The 19,248-nt window shown below is 55.9% G+C and carries 15 protein-coding genes; 7 read left to right on the top strand and 8 right to left on the bottom strand.

The genetic code is table 11. The annotated features are described in order from the left end of the window. Window positions 1–13: 13 nt before the first annotated feature. Window positions 14–748: a glutathione peroxidase gene (locus OJ965_RS03455; protein ID WP_140029930.1), complete on the top strand. Its 735-nt coding sequence runs from the start codon at window positions 14–16 to the stop codon at window positions 746–748. Between the two features lie 119 nt (window positions 749–867). On the opposite strand, the gene argH is transcribed toward OJ965_RS03455, so the two are convergent. The 4 genes from argH to argC all read right to left on the bottom strand — a co-directional run bounded on the left by argH (window position 868) and on the right by argC (window position 5,373). Continuing rightward, window positions 868–2,241, bottom strand: a complete 1,374-nt coding sequence (gene argH, locus OJ965_RS03450) for an argininosuccinate lyase (RefSeq protein ID WP_150030389.1) — start codon at window positions 2,239–2,241, stop codon at window positions 868–870. A gap of 91 nt (window positions 2,242–2,332) precedes the next feature. After that, the gene (locus OJ965_RS03445; RefSeq protein ID WP_009088006.1) at window positions 2,333–3,553 is read right to left on the bottom strand and encodes an argininosuccinate synthase; all 1,221 of its coding nucleotides are present in this window, start codon (window positions 3,551–3,553) and stop codon (window positions 2,333–2,335) included. A gap of 24 nt (window positions 3,554–3,577) precedes the next feature. Next, window positions 3,578–4,354, bottom strand: coding sequence for an acetylglutamate kinase (gene argB / locus OJ965_RS03440; RefSeq protein ID WP_058957349.1), 777 nt, complete (start codon window positions 4,352–4,354; stop codon window positions 3,578–3,580). 14 nt (window positions 4,355–4,368) lie between these two features. After that, complete coding sequence (gene argC / locus OJ965_RS03435; protein ID WP_154929275.1) at window positions 4,369–5,373, bottom strand: N-acetyl-gamma-glutamyl-phosphate reductase; 1,005 nt, start codon at window positions 5,371–5,373, stop codon at window positions 4,369–4,371. A 167-nt stretch (window positions 5,374–5,540) separates the two neighbouring features. Here argC and argE point away from each other — a divergent pair, with 167 nt between their 5' ends. Continuing rightward, entirely contained in the window at window positions 5,541–6,689 is a 1,149-nt protein-coding gene (gene argE, locus OJ965_RS03430) for an acetylornithine deacetylase (protein WP_009088011.1), read from the top strand. Between the two features lie 353 nt (window positions 6,690–7,042). Further along, window positions 7,043–9,694: a phosphoenolpyruvate carboxylase gene (ppc, locus tag OJ965_RS03425; protein ID WP_265137790.1), complete on the top strand. Its 2,652-nt coding sequence runs from the start codon at window positions 7,043–7,045 to the stop codon at window positions 9,692–9,694. Between the two features lie 93 nt (window positions 9,695–9,787). On the opposite strand, the gene metF is transcribed toward ppc, so the two are convergent. The 3 genes from metF to metB form a co-directional block, all read right to left on the bottom strand. Beyond that, a complete protein-coding gene (metF, locus tag OJ965_RS03420; RefSeq protein WP_009088014.1) occupies window positions 9,788–10,687 on the bottom strand; it encodes a methylenetetrahydrofolate reductase in 900 nt (299 codons plus the stop codon). 199 nt (window positions 10,688–10,886) lie between these two features. Continuing rightward, window positions 10,887–13,322, bottom strand: coding sequence for a bifunctional aspartate kinase/homoserine dehydrogenase II (locus tag OJ965_RS03415; RefSeq protein WP_150030384.1), 2,436 nt, complete (start codon window positions 13,320–13,322; stop codon window positions 10,887–10,889). A gap of 2 nt (window positions 13,323–13,324) precedes the next feature. Beyond that, a complete protein-coding gene (gene metB, locus OJ965_RS03410) occupies window positions 13,325–14,485 on the bottom strand; it encodes a cystathionine gamma-synthase (protein WP_009088017.1) in 1,161 nt (386 codons plus the stop codon). 273 nt (window positions 14,486–14,758) lie between these two features. Here metB and metJ point away from each other — a divergent pair, with 273 nt between their 5' ends. From metJ to OJ965_RS03390, 4 genes are all read left to right on the top strand, one after another. Further along, a complete protein-coding gene (gene metJ, locus OJ965_RS03405; RefSeq protein WP_009088019.1) occupies window positions 14,759–15,076 on the top strand; it encodes a met regulon transcriptional regulator MetJ in 318 nt (105 codons plus the stop codon). A 401-nt stretch (window positions 15,077–15,477) separates the two neighbouring features. Continuing rightward, window positions 15,478–17,082 carry a ShlB/FhaC/HecB family hemolysin secretion/activation protein gene (locus tag OJ965_RS03400; protein WP_261766144.1) on the top strand — a complete coding sequence of 535 codons (1,605 nt, stop codon included), beginning with the start codon at window positions 15,478–15,480 and terminating at the stop codon, window positions 17,080–17,082. A 65-nt stretch (window positions 17,083–17,147) separates the two neighbouring features. After that, entirely contained in the window at window positions 17,148–18,464 is a 1,317-nt protein-coding gene (locus OJ965_RS03395) for a filamentous hemagglutinin N-terminal domain-containing protein (protein WP_265137789.1), read from the top strand. Between the two features lie 3 nt (window positions 18,465–18,467). Then, window positions 18,468–18,737 (top strand): hypothetical protein, encoded by a 270-nt coding sequence (locus OJ965_RS03390; RefSeq protein ID WP_265137788.1) that lies wholly within the window; start codon window positions 18,468–18,470, stop codon window positions 18,735–18,737. Between the two features lie 76 nt (window positions 18,738–18,813). Here OJ965_RS03390 and rpmE read toward each other — a convergent pair whose 3' ends face one another. Beyond that, window positions 18,814–19,029: a 50S ribosomal protein L31 gene (gene rpmE, locus OJ965_RS03385; protein WP_003851227.1), complete on the bottom strand. Its 216-nt coding sequence runs from the start codon at window positions 19,027–19,029 to the stop codon at window positions 18,814–18,816. Window positions 19,030–19,248 lie beyond the last annotated feature (219 nt).

Raw genomic sequence — 19,248 nt, 5'->3', positions numbered from 1 at the left:
ATCAGGAGAAAAAATGTTTGCAAGTCAGGAAGGTAAAGCCATTCCGTCCGTCACGTTTCATACGCGCCAGGACGATCGCTGGGTCGATGTCACCACAGAATCGCTGTTCAAAGACAAAACGGTGATTGTTTTTTCCCTGCCGGGTGCCTTTACCCCTACCTGCTCATCCAGTCATCTGCCGCGTTACAACGAACTAGCGGGCCTGTTTGCCCAACATGGCGTGGACACGATTCTCTGCGTCTCGGTCAATGACACCTTCGTGATGAACGCCTGGAAAGCCGAACAGCGGGCAGACAATATTACCTTCATTCCTGATGGCAACGGCGAGTTCACCCGAGGTATGGAGATGCTGGTTGAGAAAGCCGATCTCGGTTTTGGCCCGCGCTCATGGCGCTACTCCATGCTGGTACGTAACGGCGTGGTGGAGAAAATGTTCGTTGAGCCGAACAAGCCTGGCGACCCCTTTGAGGTCTCCGATGCCGATACCATGCTGCGCTATCTGGCCCCGGAGTGCAAAGCACAGGAGTCAGTCTCCATCTTTACGAAACCTGGCTGCATCTTCTGCGCCCAGGCAAAACAGATGCTGATGGATCATGGCATCCAGTATGAAGAAATTGTGCTGGGTCAGGATGCCACAACCGTAAGTCTGCGAGCCGTATCAGGCCGGGCGACGGTGCCGCAGATTTTCATGGGCGGTCGTCATATCGGCGGCAGTGAGGATCTGCAGCAGTTCCTGCTGTCAGCGTAAGAGAATCTTAGCGTCGGCCGGGAGAGCGGGCGCTTTGATGATGTGCCTATAATAAAGTAGTAATTCTGAAGCTAGAGGTTAGCGGGCATCTGTTGTGCCCGCCTTTTTTTGCCTGCGAATTATGCCAGCCGCTGCTTCGCCTCACCGATGGCGCGGGCAACCTGCTGTGGCGAGACGCCCCCCTGCGCATTACGTTTATCCAGACAGGATTGCAGTGCCAGAATCGGATAGACATCGTCGTCAATCACCGCACTGAACTGCTGTAACTGTGCCAGCGACAGGGCTTCCAGCGCCACACCCTGCCCGATGGCCGCTACCACGACCTCGCCGACGATATGATGAGCTTCACGGAACGGCACACCTTTGGCGACCAGATAGTCGGCCAGTTCAGTGGAGTTTGCGTAGCCCTGCTCTGCGGCTTCCTGGCAGCGCGGACGTTTCACCTGCAGGCCATCCAGCACCAGCACGGACATGTGCAGACAGTCGAGCCAGGTGTCCAGCGCGTCAAACAGCCCCTCTTTGTCTTCCTGCATATCTTTGTTGTACGCCAGCGGCAGACCTTTCAGCGTCATCATCATGCCGGTCAGTGCGCCCTGCACCCGACCGCATTTGCCACGAATCAGCTCCAGCGCATCCGGGTTTTTCTTCTGCGGCATCAGCGATGAGCCGGAAGTAACTTTGTCTGACAGCTCGATAAAGCCCGCTTCACCGGTGTTGAAGAAGATCATATCTTCGGCGAAGCGCGACAGATGAACCATGCCGATCGCCGCATCAGAGAGCAGCTCCAGCACATGATCGCGATCGGAGACGGTGTCGAGACTGTTGCGCGTGGCGGAGGCAAAACCCAGCCAGCCTGCCAGCTGCTGACGATCGATTTCGTAGGCCGTTCCGGCCAGTGCACCGCAGCCCAGCGGGCTGACATCAAGACGCTTCAGGGTATCCTGCAGACGGCTCTCATCACGCGCCAGCATTTCCACATAGGCCAGACACCAGTGCGCGAAGGTCACCGGCTGCGCACGCTGCAGATGGGTGTAGCCCGGCATCACTGCATCCTGATTCGCTTCCGCAGTGACGACCAGCGCCTGCTGCAAATCGCGTGTCGCGCCCAGCAATGCCTCAACCTGCATCTTGCACCAGAGTTTCAGATCGGTCGCGACCTGATCGTTACGGCTGCGGCCGGTATGCAGTTTTTTACCCAGCGCGCCCACTTTGTCGATCAGCTGTCCTTCAACCCAGCTGTGAATATCTTCGGCGTCGCTTTGCAGAATCTGCTCAGGATTCTCGCGCACTTCACCCAGCAACGTATTCAGGGCCGCTTCCAGCTGCTGCTGCTCATCCTGAGTCAGCACGTTTACCGTCACCAGCGCTTTGGACCAGGCAACAGAGCCAATAATGTCCTGCTCTGCCAGGCGGTAATCGAAGCGCAGCGAGTCGTTGAACTGTTTAAAACGTTGATCCGCTGCCTGAGTAAACCGTCCACCCCAAAGTGCCATGTGAAAACTCCTCTGAATCGTTAAACAAGGGGCGGCATAAATGCCGCCCCTGGATTGAATCTGTGAGGCGAGGCGCACCTCGCCTGAAATATTACTTCTTCTTCTGCTCGTTCAGCGCACGGATACGTGAAGAGAGCGAGAACAGACGGATAAAGCCGCCTGCATGACGGTGGTCGTAAACCTCATCTTCGCCAAAGGTGGCGAACTCTTCCGAGTAGAGGCTGTTAGCCGAGCGTTTCTGAGTGGCTGTCGCGTGGCCTTTGTAGAGCTGCACCACAACTTCACCATTTACCTCTTCCGCCAGCGATTCGGCAGCAGCCTGAATCGACTTACGCAGCGGGGCAAACCAGCGACCGTCATAGACCACATAGGACATCTCGTGGCCGAGCTGCTCGCGCCATTTGAAGCTGTCGCGATCCAGTACCAGCTGTTCAACGGCACGCAGCGCGCTGACCATGATGGTGCCGCCCGGGGTTTCGTAGCAGCCACGGGACTTAATCCCGACCAGACGGTTTTCCACGATGTCGATACGGCCGACACCATGTTTTGCGCCCAGCTCGTTGAGTTTTTCCAGACACTGGAACGGACTCAGTTTTTCGCCGTTAACGGCCACAACCCGGCCTTTTTCGACGGTCACGGTCACCTCTTCAGGCTGATCGGGCGCCTCCAGCGGATCGACGGTCCAGACCCAGCAATCTTTATTCGGCGCATTGGCCGGGCTCTCCAGCACGCCGCCTTCGGTAGAGATGTGCCAGGCGTTTTCATCACGGCTGTAGATCTTTTCCAGTGAGGCGGTGGTCGGGATATTGCGCTCTTTCAGGTAGTCCAGCAGCGCTTCACGCGAACGCAGGTTCCATTCACGCCACGGGGCAACCACTTTCAGTTGCGGTGCCAGGGCGGTATAGGTGGTTTCGAAACGCACCTGGTCATTCCCTTTACCGGTTGCACCGTGGCACAGCGCATCCGCGCCTACTTTCAGTGCCAGCTCAACCTGCGCTTTCGCGATGATAGGACGGGCCATCGAGGTGCCGAGCAGATAGGTGCCTTCATAGAGCGCACCGGTCTGCAGCACCGGGTAAACGTAGTCGCTGATAAACTCTTCACGCAGATCCACAACGTGGCATTCCGAGGCGCCAGACTGCAGCGCTTTCTTCTCAACACCTTCCAGATCGCCACGCTCCTGACCGATATCCGCCACAAAAGCGACCACTTCACAGCCACCGTAGTTCTCTTTCAGCCATGGAATGATTGCCGAGGTATCAAGACCACCGGAGTAAGCCAGAACGATTTTTTTGATGTTTTGCGTTTGCATTTCGTAATCCTTGAATCAGAGTCGTTAAGCGAGAATCCGGGTGCCAATCGACACGCCGTTAAACAGGTCAGGCAGCCGCTCAGCGTGACGCCAGCTGGCGATATCGACCGGGCGGCCCAGCGTACGCGCGGCATCCAGCGCCGCGTGCACTTTCACAATCATGCCATCGGTAATAATGCCCTGGGTGATCAGCTGCTCCGCTTTGTCAGCGGTCATCTCTTCGATGCGCTGACCTTTGCCGTCGAGAATACCACTCACGTCGGAGAGCAGAACTAAATCCGCGCCCAGCGTTGAAGCCAGTGCCGTCGCAGCCTGATCGGCGTTGACGTTCATCAGTTCGCCGCCCTCAGTGATGCCAATAGAGCTCACCACCGGCATGTAACCCGCCGCCAGCAGCGTATTCAGCAGTGCCGGATCGCCTGGCATGGCGTGGCCCACATGGCCAAGTTCCGGATCGAAGGCGGTGACATTCACGATGCCCGCATCACCCAGGCAGAGGCCAACCGCGTTGATGCCCGATTTTTTCGCCCAGGCCAGCAGCGTTTTATTGGCGGTTCCCGCCAGCGCACCGGTAATGATGTCGATCTGATCGGCTGGGGTGACGCGCAGGCCATTTTTCTTCATCACCGGCAGCGACAGCTTTTTCATCAGCTCGTCCACCAGGCAACCGCCGCCGTGGACAATGATCAGTGGACGCTGATGGGTGCTGCGATATTTCAGCAGCGCTTCAAACAAGCGGGCCAGCGCTTCTTCGCTGTCCAGCAGCACACCGCCCAGTTTGATAATCAATGGATTGGTCATGGTTTATTTGTCCGTTAAATCAGTGACTGCGTTTCTGGGAAGCCGAACCGGATGTTCAGGCACTGCACCGCCTGTGATGCCGCACCCTTCAGCAGATTGTCTTCGGCTGCCACGACAATCAGATGCTCGCCCTGCGTCTCAAATCCGATGTCGCAGTAAGGCAGGCCCACGACGGCTTTCAGCGCCGGCACACCCTGGTCATAGAAACGCACCAGCGGCTTATTGTCATAGGCGCGATGGAAAACGGCGGCAATATCTTCGCGGCTGACACCCGCTTTCAGACGGCAGGTAATGGTCGCCAGGATACCGCGCGGGAAGCTGCCCAGATGTGGTGTGAAGATCACCGGGGTGCCAAGGTGGGCCACAATCTCCGGATGATGACGATGATTGAACAGGCCGTAAGGCTGCAGGCTCACTTCGCAGAAGCTGGTGCCGACATTGGCTTTACGGCCGGCACCGCTCACGCCACTGGTGGCATTGATGACCGGCCACTGCGCGTCGTTTAGCAGTCCGGCATCCACCAGCGGTTTCAGCGCCAGCTGCGCGGCGGTCGGATAGCAACCCGGCACGGCCACCAGCTGCGCCTGCTGGATGTTTTCATGCTGATATTCCGCCAGGCCGTAAACGGCTTTGTCCAGCCAGTCGCCATGCTGATGGGTGAAGCCATAGAAGCGGGTGTAGAACTCAGCGTCATTGACCCGGAAAGCGCCCGACAGGTCGAACACCACACAACCCGCCTTAAGAAATTCCGGAGCCAGATCGTGGCTGACTTCATGCGCCGTCGCCAGAAAGACCACATCCACTTTGTCTGCCCACTCCGCCGCGCTGCTCAGTGGCTGCAGCGGAAGATCCACCACGCCTTTCAGCTGCGGATGAAGATCAGACAAGCGCTTACCTGCATCAGGGCTTTGCGCCGAAACCGCTAAAGCGGTTATGTTGATATGTGGATGACGATTCAGGAAGGTGGCAAGCTCTACTCCAGCATAACCACTGGCACCAACGATCAGCGTATTCAACATCAGGCTGTAACCCCTTTTACAGTCGCACGTCCCGGGCCGCGGCCTTGCCCCGTAACCCACTCAGTCTTCTGCAGTGATTTAAGGTTTCCTTGCAGAGGACGTTAATGTATTTTTATTCACTATTAATGCATGAATATGGATACATCCTAACCCAAGGACCGTCAACAGTGAAGACAAAATTACCGCCTTTTATTGAACTCTACCGCCAGTTAATCGCCACACCGTCGATCAGCGCAACCGATGCGGCTCTGGATCAGAGTAATGAAACTTTAATCAATTTGCTGGCAGGCTGGTTTCGTGACCTCGGCTTCAGCGTGGAAGTGCAGCCTGTACCCGGCACCCGCAATAAATTTAATATGCTGGCGCGGACCGGAACCGGTGCGGGCGGCCTGCTGTTAGCCGGGCATACCGATACCGTTCCCTTTGATGATGGCCGCTGGACACGCGATCCCTTTACCCTGACCGAGCACGACAACAAGCTCTATGGCCTGGGCACGGCAGACATGAAAGGTTTCTTCGCCTTTATTCTCGATACGCTGCGGGATGTGGATGTCAGCACCCTCAGCAAGCCGCTCTATATTCTTGCCACGGCCGATGAAGAGACCACGATGGCCGGCGCGAAATATTTCTCTGAATCGACGCAGCTGCGCCCCGACTGCGCCATCATCGGTGAACCCACCTCACTCAAGCCGGTGCGGGCACACAAAGGACACCTGTCGAATGTGATCCGTATTGAAGGGAAATCGGGTCATTCCAGCGATCCGGCTCGCGGCGTGAACGCCATTGAACTGATGCATGAGTCGATTACCCATCTGATGCAACTGCGCACGACCCTGCAGGAGCGTTATCACCATGATGGCTTTGCCATCCCTTATCCCACCATGAACTTCGGCCATATTCATGGCGGTGATGCCGCTAACCGTATCTGCGCCTGCTGTGAACTGCATATGGATATCCGTCCGCTGCCGGGCCTGTCGCTCAGCGATCTGGATGGGCTGCTTAACGAGGCGCTGGCTCCGGTCAGCGCACGCTGGCCAGGCCGTGTCACGGTGGCCGAACTGCATCCGCCGATTCCCGGCTATGAGTGTCCGGCGAATCATGAGCTGGTGAGTGTGGTGGAAAAACTGCTGGGCACGCCGACCGAAATCGTCAACTACTGCACCGAAGCCCCTTTTATTCAGCAGCTCTGTCCGACGCTGGTGCTGGGGCCAGGGTCCATTAATCAGGCCCATCAGCCAGATGAATTTATTGATACTGCATTTATTAAGCCGACACGGGCGCTTATCAGTCAGGTTGTGCAGCATTTCTGTCACTGATTGACAGTAAATGGGGCATTTCACTGTAGTAACAGTAAAATGCCCCCTCATTCTGCGGGATTTACCAATAAGAATAACTTATCCCGCTTTGTTCCCGATAAATTCTTCGAATTTCCGTTATTTAGCGACCTGTTCAGCCCACTTTAACGCATTTGACGAACGCAACATTACGTGGCTAGATAAAAGACGTTGTTATGCCCACCGGGTGACTATCCAGAACGTTTCAGAATGCTGACAGGCGGCAACGGAGCCGGTTCCCTGTAGATTAGCGGGAGCAGAACGTTGCCGATTTTTCTGCTGCCTGAAAGGTCGGGTGTAGAAGTTTTTCAAGACGATAAGGGTGTCAGGGTCCAATGAACGAACAATATTCCGCAATGCGAAGTAATGTCAGTATGCTCGGCAAACTGCTCGGGGATACGATTAAGGAAGCTCTGGGCGAGAACATCCTCGACCAGGTTGAAGCCATCCGTAAGCTCTCCAAGTCATCCCGTGCAGGCAATGACACACATCGTAAAGAACTGCTCAATACGCTGCAGAATCTCTCCAACGAAGAGCTTCTGCCGGTTGCACGCGCCTTCAGCCAGTTTCTTAACCTAACCAACGTGGCCGAGCAGTATCAGACCATTTCCCAGAGTGGCGAAGGGGCGAATCACCCGGAACTGCTGAAAAAGACCTTTGAGACTCTGAAACAGCAGAAAGATATCCGTGAAAGCGACATTCTGGCGGCCATTGAGTCGCTGTCGCTGGAGCTGGTGCTGACCGCGCATCCGACCGAAATCACCCGCCGTACCCTGATTCACAAGCTGGTCGAAGTTAACAGCTGCCTGAAACAGCTCGACCACAGCGATGTCTCTGACTACGAACGTAACCAGATTATGCGCCGCCTGCGCCAGCTGGTCGCGCAGGCATGGCACACCGATGAAATCCGCAAATACCGTCCCACCCCTATCGATGAAGCCAAATGGGGCTTTGCCGTAGTGGAAAACAGCCTGTGGGAAGGCGTTCCCGCCTTTCTGCGTGAGCTGAACGAACAGGTAGAAGAGGCGTTTGGCATTAAGCTGCCGGTGGATTTCGTGCCGGTCCGGTTCACCTCCTGGATGGGCGGCGACCGCGACGGCAACCCGAATGTGACGGCGTCGATCACCCGTCATGTGATGCAGCTGAGCCGCTGGAAAGCCACTGACCTGTTCCTGCGCGATATCGGCGTGTTGATCTCCGAGCTGTCGATGTCGGAGTGCAGCGATGAGATCCGTGAACTCAGCGGCGATCCGGAAGCGATCGAACCTTATCGTGTGATCCTGAAGCGTCTGCGCAGCCAGCTCATGAGCACGCAGTCATTCCTGGAACATCGCCTGAAAGGCGAGCGTCTGCCGCGTCCGGCCGACCTGCTGGTCTCCAACGATCAGCTGTGGGACCCGCTGTTTGCCATCTACCAGTCGCTGCAGCAGTGCGGCATGGGCATTATCGCCAACGGTCAGCTGCTTGATACGCTGCGCCGCGTGAAATGTTTTGGCGTGCCGCTGGTGCGTATCGATCTGCGCCAGGAGAGCACCCGTCACACCGAAGCGATTGCCGAAGTCACCCGCTATCTGGGACTGGGCGACTATGAAAGCTGGTCTGAAGCGGATAAGCAGGCCTTCCTGATCCGTGAGCTGAACTCTAAGCGTCCTCTGCTGCCGCGCAGCTGGGAACCCAGCGACGAGACGCGTGAAGTGCTGGAAACCTGCCGCGTCGCGGCTGAAGCGCCACAGGGCTCCATCGCCGCCTACGTGATCTCAATGGCGAAAACCCCGTCTGACGTGCTGGCCGTGCATCTGCTGCTGAAAGAAGCGGGCATCAGCTATGCGATGCCGGTTGCACCGCTGTTTGAAACTCTGGATGACCTGAACAACGCCAATGATGTGATGAGCCAGCTGCTGAGCATCGACTGGTATCGCGGCTTTATTCAGGGCAAACAGATGGTGATGATTGGCTACTCTGACTCGGCGAAAGATGCCGGTGTGATGGCCGCCAGCTGGGCGCAATATCAGGCGCAGGATGCACTGATCAAAACCTGCGAGAAAGCGGGCATCTCCCTGACCCTGTTCCACGGACGCGGCGGCAGTATTGGCCGTGGCGGCGCACCGGCTCATGCCGCGCTGCTGTCGCAGCCGCCAGGAAGTCTGCGCGGCGGGCTGCGCGTCACCGAACAGGGCGAGATGATTCGCTTCAAATATGGTTTACCGGCCGTCACCATCGCCAGTCTGTCGCTCTATACCGGCGCAATTCTGGAAGCGAACCTGATGCCACCGCCGGAGCCAAAACGCGAATGGCGTGACATCATGAATCAGCTCTCCGCTGACTCCTGTGCGATGTATCGGGGTTATGTGCGTGAAAATGCCGACTTCGTTCCCTACTTCCGTTCAGCCACGCCGGAGCAGGAGCTGGGTAAATTACCGCTCGGCTCACGCCCGGCTAAACGTCGCCCGACCGGCGGCGTGGAGTCGCTGCGTGCCATCCCATGGATTTTCGCCTGGACGCAGAACCGTCTGATGCTGCCTGCCTGGCTGGGTGCCGGTGCGGCCCTGCAGCAGGCGATGGCGGCAGGTCATCAGGATCAGCTGGAGGCGATGTGCCGTGACTGGCCTTTCTTCTCTACCCGTCTGGGGATGCTGGAGATGGTGTTCGCAAAAGCGGACCTGTGGCTGGCAGAGTATTACGATCAGCGTCTGGTCGACAAATCCCTCTGGCCGCTGGGCAAGCAGTTGCGCGATCAGCTTGATGCCGATATCAAAGCGGTGCTGACCATCGCCAATGACTCGCACCTGATGGCCGACCAGCCGTGGATTGCCGAGTCAATTGCGTTGCGTAACGTCTACACCGACCCGCTTAACGTCCTCCAGGCAGAACTGCTGCATCGTTCACGCGCACAGGAAGCACGCGGCGATGAGCCGGATCCGCGCGTTGAGCAGGCCCTGATGGTGACCATTGCGGGCGTGGCAGCAGGCATGCGTAACACCGGTTAGCGCGCAGGCGCGGCATATCGTCCGCGCCCTCTGAACGCCGCCATAAAAAAAGTCGGGACTGTCCCGACTTTTTTATTGCCTGAAGGAGAGCGGTTAAGCCGCCACCGCAACCGGACGCACGCCCAGCGTGTGGCAGATGGCGTAACTCATTTCAGCGCGGTTCAGCGTGTAGAAATGAAAATCTTTCACCCCTTCGCGTGACAGGATTTTCACCATGTCCATCGCGATGTTTGCCCCGACCATTTTCCGTGTTTCCGGGTCCTCATCCAGTCCGGCAAACATCGCGTTCATCCAGCCCGGCACGCGCACATTGGTCAGCGTGGCAAAGCGTTGCAGCTGTTTAAAGTTAGAAACCGGCAGAATGCCTGGCACAATTTCAACGTCGATGCCGGTCGCGACACAGCGATCGCGGAAACGTAAATAGCTTTCCACGTCGAAGAAAAACTGGGTAATGGCGCGGCTTGCGCCTGCATCGATTTTTCGCTTCAGGTTAATCAGATCGGCCTGGGCGCTTTTCGCTTCGGGATGGACTTCCGGATAGGCCGCGACGGAGATATCAAAATCGCCGACCTCTTTCAGCAGCGCCACCAGATCGCTGCCGTACATCTCCGGCCTGCCGCCTCCCTCTGGCAGATCGCCCCGCAGCGCCACAATGTGACGGATGCCGTTATGCCAGTAATCCTGGGCGATAGCGCGCAGTTCATCGCGGGTGGCATCAACACAGGTGAGATGAGGGGCCGCCTCCAGACCGGTGCGATCTTTGATGCCTTTGATAATGCTATGCGTGCGATCGCGCTCGCCTGAGTTGGCACCGTAGGTGACAGAAACAAATTTCGGTTTCAGGCTGCTCAGACGGTCGATGGAACGCCACAGGGTCTCTTCCATTTCACCAGACCGCGGTGGGAAGAACTCAAATGAGACGTTAATGCGCCCGTTCAGCTCAGCCAGGCTCTGGTTTAGCGCTTCGCGCTGATTGGCATGAAAGAAACTCATCCTGCATCCTCATCGGTTAAAAACTGGACCGCGAACATCTGAACGTTTAGACGTCCAGATGCTCAAAATGACCCAATCCGATCGTGCCGTCAACGCATAAATCGTGAACAGCGATGATCAATTTTCAACCAGCATGAAAGAGATTCAACAGGCAGCGGTAACGCATTGAAAACAGGCGCCGAAGCGCCTGAGGGGAGGACTAGAGCAGTTGTGCGAGGCGATTGATATCTGACTGGATAGCACCGGCGGTGACATCCCGGCCTGCACCCGGCCCGCGAATTACCAGCGGGTTGTCGCGATACCAGCGGCTCTCAATGGCGAAGACATTGTCGCAGGGCAGCAGCGAGGCCAGCGGATGTTCCGGACGAACCGCTTCAACCCCCACGCGCGCCTTGCCGTTGGCATCAAAACGGGCAACATAACGCAGCACGAGATCCATCTCCCGCGCCGCTTCCAGTCGCTGCAGCATCTGCTCATTCAGCTCATCGCCATTTTCAAAGAAATGGTCAACCGAGCCCTGCTGGCAGTTGTCTGGCACCAGCGATTCGACCCGCACCTGATCCGGCTCGATGTTATAGCCCGCCTCACGCGCCAGGATCACCAGTTTGCGCATTACATCCTGCCCTGAGAGATCGGCCCGCGGATCGGGTTCGGTCAGGCCCTGCTGCCACGCCTGATCCACCAGCTCGGTGAAGGGCACCGTGCCGTCAAACTGCAGGAACAGCCATGACAGCGTGCCGGAGAAGATCCCGCTGATCGCCAGGATGGTATCACCGCTGTCACGCAGATCGCGCACCGTATAGTTGATCGGCAGACCTGCACCGACAGTGGCGTTATAGAGCCAGTGACGTCCGGTTTTGGTAAAAGCATCACGGATTTGCCGCCAGGTCTGGCTGTCGGATGCACCGGCCACTTTATTGGCGCTGATGACATGGAAACCGTGGCTGGCAAAGTCGAGATACTGCTGCGCCAGCGGCGTACTGGCGGTGACATCCAGCACCACTAAATCATCAAACGGATGAGCGCGCATCCACAGGAACAGCGACTCTTCGTCACGCTCTACCGCTTCATCGTCAAAGAAGGCCAGCGCACGGCTGGCATCCAGTCCCTCATAACTCAGCAGGCTGCGACGGCTGTCCACCACACCCGCCAGCACAAATTCAAAGCCGGTGCGCGCTGAGAGCGTTTCCTGGTCGCGGGCAAACAGCTCCAGCCAGCGTGAGCCGATATTGCCTTTGCCAAACAGCATCAGGCCGATACGCTTTTCTGCACGGAACAGTGACTGATGTAATCCCTGAATCAGATGCTGAGTGGGACCGACGCGCAGCACTGCGACCACGCTGATGTGCTCTTCAGACTGCCAGATAAACTCAACGGGTTGATCTTTTAACTGCTGCCAGAAGCGATGGGTATGCAGCGGATTGCGGGTCACGCCTGCGCCCACCAGCGCCACCAGCGCCAGGCCGTCACGCAGCTGCAGATGGCCCGGCAGTCCGGCATCCTGCAGCAGCGTAAAGGCGCTGTTGACCACTTCAGAGGTGTAACAGAGCTGTAGCAGCTGGCGGTCAGGATGGACGCCAAACGCCAGCGGACGCAGCTGCGCCCGCTTCAGCAGCAGGTCGATCTCTTTGTGCAGGATGGCGAAGTCATGCTGCTCCGGCAGCTGGATTTCAATCAGACAGACATCATCATGACTGGTCACGATGCGTGCGCCGGTTCCGGAGGCCAGCACCCGCTCGATGCGGGTGGAACCCTGCTCCGGCTGATAACTGCAGCGCAGTTGCAGGTCGATATCGCTGCCGGAAACCGGCTGCAGGGTGCGGGTATGCAGCACCGGGGCCGCCAGACGCGCCAGCTCACTGGCTTCGTCCAGCCTTAACAGCGGCAGCAGACAGGCATCAGAAACTTTGCGTGGATCGGCGCTGTAGACGCCCGCCACATCGCTCCAGATCGTGACCCGTCCCACACCTGCCAGCGCACCAATCTGCGTGGCGGAGTAGTCGGAACCGTTGCGGCCAAGCAGGACGGTTTCACCCGCGTCATTGCGGCTGATAAAGCCGGTCACCACGATGCGCTGATGCGGATGCTGTGCCAGCAGGGTCTGCAGCAGCGGCCAGGATTTGCCTTCATCGACCTGCGGCTGGGCCGCACGTTCAGCACGCAGAAACTCACGCGCATCCAGCCAGCAGGCCTGCATGTCGCGCTGACTCAGCACCGCTGCCATCAGGCGCGCCGACCAGAGTTCACCGTGGCCGACCACTTCGGCGTAGACCGCATCGGTTATCGGTCCATCCAGCAGCGCGGCCAGCTTTTCCAGGTCGCGAATAAATGCCGCGGTTAAGGGTTCCGCCATCTCAGCAGGCAGCAGCGCACCGATCAGTTCGCTCTGGTAACGCCGTAAAGCCTGTTGCACCTGGTGCGCGGAGAGCCGGTCGCTCTGGCTCAGCTTCAGCCAGCTAATCAGCTGGTTGGTGGTCGAGCCAGCCGCAGAGACCACCATCATGTCGCCCGGCTGACTGTAATCCGCCATGATGCTGGCCACACGCTGATAGCAGCGTGCGTCGGCCAGGCTACTGCCGCCAAATTTATGCAACTGCCTGATAGTCGGCGTTCCCGTGCCTGCTGAAATCGTCATGCTTAACCCTCGGCTGCGACCCGGAATGCATTATCCAGATCGGCAATTAAATCTTCGTGATCTTCAATACCAACAGAAACCCGCAGTAGCGTATCGGAAATGCCCGCTGCAGCGCGTGCCTCTGCCGACATCCCCGCGTGCGTCATGGTGGCGGTGTGGGAGATCAGACTCTCAACGCCACCCAGCGATTCCGCCAGCGTAAACAGCCGCAGCGCTTTCAGGAAGCGGCGCAGCAGCGCCTCGTCACCGTCAACCTCGAAACTCAGCATGGCGCCAAAGCCGCGCTGCTGACGAACGGCATGTTCGTGTCCGGCGTTCTCCGGCAGCGAAGGATGATACAACTTTTTCACCCGTTTCTGCTGCTTCAGATACTCCACAATCGCCAGCGCATTGCGCTGCGCCGCTGCGATGCGTGGTGAAAGTGTGCGAATCCCGCGCAGCAGCAGGTAGCTGTCAAAGGCCGCGCCCGTGACGCCAATGTTGTTTGCCCACCAGGCCAGGTCCGTCGCCAGCTGCGGATCTTTAGCAATCACCGCGCCTGCCACCACGTCGGAATGACCGTTGAGATATTTCGTACAGGAGTGGATCACCAGGTCTGCCCCCAGCGCCAGCGGATTCTGCAGGGCCGGACTCATAAAGGTGTTATCCACCACGCTGATGGCACCCGCCGCCCGGGCAGCGGTGCAAATCGCGCTGATATCCACCACGCGCAGCAGCGGATTGCTGGGGCTTTCGATCAGCACCAGTTTAGGTTTCTCATCCAGTGCCGCCTGCAGTGCCACCGGATCACCCTGATCAACAAATTTCACCCGATATGCGCCGCGCTTATTCATGCTGTCAAACAGCCGATAGCTGCCGCCATAGCAGTCATGTGGTGCAACCAGCAGATCGCCAGGCTTCAGGAACACCGTCGTCACCAGATGAATCGCCGACATCCCGGTATTGGTTAATACCGCGCCCGCACCGCCTTCCAGTTCCGCCAGCGTACGCTGCACGACATCACGCGTGGGGTTACCCCGACGGGAATAGTCATGCGCACGCGGCTCATTAAAATCCAGGAAGTTATAGGTTGTGGAAAGATGGATAGGCGGGACAACGCAGCCATACTGCTCGTCATCATTCAAACCGCTACGCACTGCGATGGTTGCCGGTTTACGCGTCATGAGCGAATTGTTCCTGAAAAGTGAATAAAATGTGGCTCACAGAATATCACCCTCTAATTAGACGTCAATACATCTGGACATCTAAATGTCTTTGCGTATAGATTGAGCAGAAACGCAATACCCGCTAAAATTATGCGTCATCGCCTGGCGTTCCTCTCTGAAGAACAGAGGCAGTGAACGAAGAAAACCCGCCATATCAGGGGTCAGGCAGGAAAAAATCAGGCATAATCCGCTGATTTCCTCACATTTAACGTTTATTAATTAAGGTAACCCATGGCTGAATGGAACGGCGAATATATCAGCCCGTACGCTGAGCACGGTAAGAAGAGCGAGCAGGTCAAGAAGATTACAGTTTCTATCCCCTTGAGCGTGCTGAAGATTTTAACGGATGAGCGCACCCGTCGTCAGGTGAATAACCTGCGTCACGCCACCAACAGCGAGCTGCTTTGCGAAGCCTTTTTACATGCCTTTACGGGTCAACCGCTGCCGGATGACGTCGACCTGCGCAAAGAGCGCAGCGATGAGATCCCGGAAGAAGCGAAAGCAATTATGCGCCAGATGGGTGTTGATCCGGACACATGGGAATATTGATCCCCGGCGCCGTTGTCGCCTGACCTCGCTGCAGAGAAGCAGGCTCCGCTCAGGGAGCCGCTTTTCTGATCCGTTCTGCCCCCTGTGACGCTCCTCTCTTCCGGCCTGACGCCATCGCCTGCATATTGCCTGCCAGACGTATCAGAAAAATCTACCCTCTTTTCCTTATTATTGCGTTATTTCCATTGCAATAAGAATATTGTTTTATCCGGACAATAGAATTATTACTATTGTTCACTATTATGCGCATCCGTAAGATTTTGTCAGAGCGACAATTTCACGGAAAGCCAATGAGCATCAAATATAAAATAAAATCCTTCGCACCCACTTTTTTTATTTTTTTCATCACCGGCACAACCAGTTATTTCACTTCTGCATCCAGCGTGGCACCGGCTATAACGGTGCAAAATGAGAATATTAATGCCCGGCAACAGGATCGGGAGCGCAAAGCGCAATTAGCGCCTGACCTGCCGCCTGGCATGTCTGAAAAAGAGGACTTCAGACCGGAAGCGATTCCGTTTCCGCATGAGGAAAATTGCTATCCGATCGATAATATTTCGCTGAATCAGGACAGTAAAAAACTGCACCTCAGAAAATTACGCTATTTTACCGCACAGGCAGAAGGGAAGTGCCTGGGCATTAACGGAATAAAACTTCTCGCTAAAACGCTGCAGAATGAAATTATCCGGCTGGGTTATATTACAACGCGTGTTAATTTGCCCGAACAGAATCTGTCGGGCCGTACGTTAACGTTTGACATTCATGCCGGTCACGTCGGAAAAATCGTGCTAAATAAGGCGAGTGGCGACGACATTAATCTCACCAGTACCCTGCCGTTCAGCGCGGGTGATCTGCTCGAACTCAGCGATCTGGAACAGGGCAGCCTTAATCTTCAGCGCGTCCCGGGATCGCGGGTTAACGTTCAGTTATTGCCAGGCAGCAGCAAAGGTGAAAGCGATATCGTTATCCAGCGCGAACAGGATAAATACTGGCAGATGAGCGCCTGGCTGAATGATGCCGGCTCGGCGGCGACCGGGCGTTATCAGGGGGGAACCGCACTCTATTTAAACAACATTGCGTCATTAAGTGACATCTTTTACGTCTCTTACGGCCACGATATTGCGCCGAAACAGACCCGCAAAGGCAATGATAATAAATCGATGGGTTATTCGGTGCCATGGGGTTTCTGGTGGCTCGATCTCTATGCCAGCCAGAGTCATTATCAGCAACGCCTGACCGGAAACTGGTCAGAATGGGCACTGGATAATAAGAACAGCTACTACAGTGCGCAGCTCAACCGACTGCTTTCGCGAACCCTCTTTCAGACCACCACAGCTGGCCTGCAAATCTTCAATACGTCATCGCGTTATTCACTTAATGACCGGGACCTCATCAGCATGCATAAAAAAAGTGCGGGCTGGAAAGCGTTGCTGCAGCATGAGATGCATGACGATAACGCGGCGCTGACGACGACCCTGAGCTATCAACGGAAGATGCCCTGGTTTAACAGCAGCCATACCGTTGAACAGACGTATGGGCTCATTGATACGCAGGGCCGGATTATGACGCTGGATCTGAAAGGTTCGGTTAATTTCCAGTTAGGAGATAACTGGCTGAACTACTCACCCCATGTCAGTGTGCAATATTCACCCGACACCCTCTCTTCGCTGAATCGCTTTTCGCTGGCAAACCGCTGGACGGTTCGTGGCTTCGATGGCGAATACGCGCTTCAGGATAATAAAGGCTGGTTCTGGCGCAACGATATCAGCTGGATTTTCCCTGACAAACCGGTTCAGCCTTATATCGGTATTGACGCAGGCCAGGTCTACGGTAATAGCAGCCAGCAGGAATATGCCGGAAAAACCGTTATAGGCAGCGTGGCTGGCCTGCGGGGAACACTCCTGAAAACACGTTTTGATCTTTTTGCCGGCACCCCGGTTAAAAAACCCCAGGCTTTCCACACCGATCCCGTTACGCTCGGTTTTTCACTGCAGTGGAAATATTAGTAAGAAGTAAAAGCGTTAAATAAAAAGAGTTTGAAAATAAACACACACATATCCAGAGGAAAAAAATGAATACGCATAAGTTTAATCTGCTATTCCTGGCGATGCTCGCCACCCTGTGTAGCCAGCCTGCGCTTTCTGCACTGAACAGTTATCAGCATGCAAATGGTTCGACCGTGGTGGATATTAATCAGCCGGATGCGAATGGTCTGTCACATAATATGTATCAGAGCTTCAACGTCTCAGAAAAGGGGTTGGTACTGAATAACAGCACCACAGATATGGTTCGCGACAGTGGTAATATTGCCCGGAACAGCAATCTGAATAGCTCAGCCAGTCTGATTCTGAACGAGGTCATCTCAAATACAGCTTCCTCACTGAACGGCTTTATTGAAGTCGCAGGTCAGAAGGCCGATGTGATTATCGCCAACCCAAACGGGATCACCTGTTCCGGCTGTAATTTTATCAATACCGGACGCGCCACCCTGACCACCGGCACGCCAGTTTTAACCGATGGTGCACTGACGGGCTTTAATGTGACGAAAGGCACCCTTACGGTTAAAGGCAAAGGGTTGACAGGCGCCGATTATACGGACCTGCTGGCACAAAAAATCAATCTTGAGGGCAAAGTCGGGACAACCCAGCTCAGGGCGATTGCCGGTAAATACACCTATAACAGGGCATCGGGTCAGGCCACAGCCAGCACGACAGGCCGGACTGGCGGCAACAGCATCGATGTCAGCGCGCTGGGCGGAGCAACAGCAGGCCTGATCCAGCTGCAAACTACGGAAGCCGGTGCGGGCGTCAACAATAATGGCGTCCTGAATGCCAACAGCCTTTATATCTCAACCAATGGCACGTTAACCAACAACGGAACCCTTGACGCTGGCGTGATGAGCATCGCAGCCAGCGGCAGCATGACGAACAAAGGGACGCTTTCTGCCAGCCAGGCTGCTCTGCAGACAACAAATACATTCACGAATGAAGGCACTGTTAAAGCCACCAATAACGCCAGCATCGTGAGTTATGGAAAAGTGACTAACAACGAGAAAGGGCAGATCAGTGGCGATGGTACCGTCAGCATTTTTTCGCTGGCGGGAGATATCGAAAATAAAGGCACCATCAGCACGGCTGGAGCCCTGACAATGCAGACCGGCTACAGCACGGTGAATGGCGTTATCACGCCTGTCGCCAACACCAGCCTGATTAACTCCGGCTCGATTCAGGCGGACACTATTGGCTTATACGCCGTTAAAGGGGTCAGCCTCCGGTCAGGCGATGTTACCGCACAGAGCACAGCCTCTGTTTCTGCCGTAACTGTCTCTAACGCCGGAACCCTCACAGCGCAGAATGCCTCTCTCGTTTCTGACGACTTCAGCAATTAGGGCGTGATGCAGGCGACTGAGCGGTTAAGCGTGACCGGTAAAAGTGGAATTTCTAATAAGGGTACCCTGAAGGCGGCAACCCTGGCCCTGACAACGGATGGCAAAATCAGTAATACATCCTGCCGACTGTGGTTATTGTGCAGGCAGGGCACCATGAAAGCGGATAAAATTTCAATCTCAGCCCCTAAGATCACTACCATTGCTGATTTAGATGGTGATTACACCACGCAGCTTCTGGAATTGAACAAGCCTGAAACAGACTCCAGCCTGTAACCGGGCCATAAAAAAACCCAGCCGAGGCTGGGTTTTTTGTTGCCGCCGAACCCGCAGGTTCAGGTGCCTTTTAATCTTATTTTTTAGCGCCTGGCACGCTGAAACGCTTGTTAAAGCGGTCAACACGGCCACCAGTTGCCACTTCACGCTGCTTACCGGTATAGAACGGGTGGCATTTACCACAGACGTCCAGGTTCAGTTCGTGAGTCAGTGTTGAACGGGTGTGGATCTCGTTGCCGCAGGTACATTTGATAGTAACTGCTTCGTATTTCGGGTGAATACCTTGTTTCATGGGAAACCTCATAGAAGGCCGTGTCGCTCTCCGTGCCAGGCTTAAACCTGCACAGCACCACACGCGGTTGAACATTATAGGGTGTATTCCGGCAAGGTCTTTCTCACCGAAGGCGGCATATTATACAGAGAAGTTGTCATTGCTGCAAATTTATCCTGGGATACCCGCCATCCGGGTCCAGCGTGTACACTAGCCCTCCCGATGCCCGAGCCGGAAAGA

The sequence above is a fragment of the Pantoea anthophila genome, assembly GCF_026104315.1.
GTDB lineage: Bacteria > Pseudomonadota > Gammaproteobacteria > Enterobacterales > Enterobacteriaceae > Pantoea > Pantoea anthophila.
Note: the sequence above shows the minus strand (reverse complement) of the source record. Positions and strands in the feature narration are given on the sequence as shown.

What these genes read in the sequence shown, in the direction of transcription:
- OJ965_RS03455 (WP_140029930.1), top strand. Translation starts at nt 14, where the DNA reads ATGTTTGCAAGTCAGGAAGGTAAAGCCATTCCGTCCGTCACGTTTCAT.
- argC (WP_154929275.1), bottom strand. Translation starts at nt 5,373, where the DNA reads ATGTTGAATACGCTGATCGTTGGTGCCAGTGGTTATGCTGGAGTAGAG.
- metJ (WP_009088019.1), top strand. Translation starts at nt 14,759, where the DNA reads ATGGCTGAATGGAACGGCGAATATATCAGCCCGTACGCTGAGCACGGT.
- OJ965_RS03395 (WP_265137789.1), top strand. Translation starts at nt 17,148, where the DNA reads ATGAATACGCATAAGTTTAATCTGCTATTCCTGGCGATGCTCGCCACC.
- ppc (WP_265137790.1), top strand. Translation starts at nt 7,043, where the DNA reads ATGAACGAACAATATTCCGCAATGCGAAGTAATGTCAGTATGCTCGGC.
- OJ965_RS03415 (WP_150030384.1), bottom strand. Translation starts at nt 13,322, where the DNA reads ATGACGATTTCAGCAGGCACGGGAACGCCGACTATCAGGCAGTTGCAT.
- OJ965_RS03445 (WP_009088006.1), bottom strand. Translation starts at nt 3,553, where the DNA reads ATGCAAACGCAAAACATCAAAAAAATCGTTCTGGCTTACTCCGGTGGT.
- argB (WP_058957349.1), bottom strand. Translation starts at nt 4,354, where the DNA reads ATGACCAATCCATTGATTATCAAACTGGGCGGTGTGCTGCTGGACAGC.
- metF (WP_009088014.1), bottom strand. Translation starts at nt 10,687, where the DNA reads ATGAGTTTCTTTCATGCCAATCAGCGCGAAGCGCTAAACCAGAGCCTG.
- argH (WP_150030389.1), bottom strand. Translation starts at nt 2,241, where the DNA reads ATGGCACTTTGGGGTGGACGGTTTACTCAGGCAGCGGATCAACGTTTT.
- rpmE (WP_003851227.1), bottom strand. Translation starts at nt 19,029, where the DNA reads ATGAAACAAGGTATTCACCCGAAATACGAAGCAGTTACTATCAAATGT.
- metB (WP_009088017.1), bottom strand. Translation starts at nt 14,485, where the DNA reads ATGACGCGTAAACCGGCAACCATCGCAGTGCGTAGCGGTTTGAATGAT.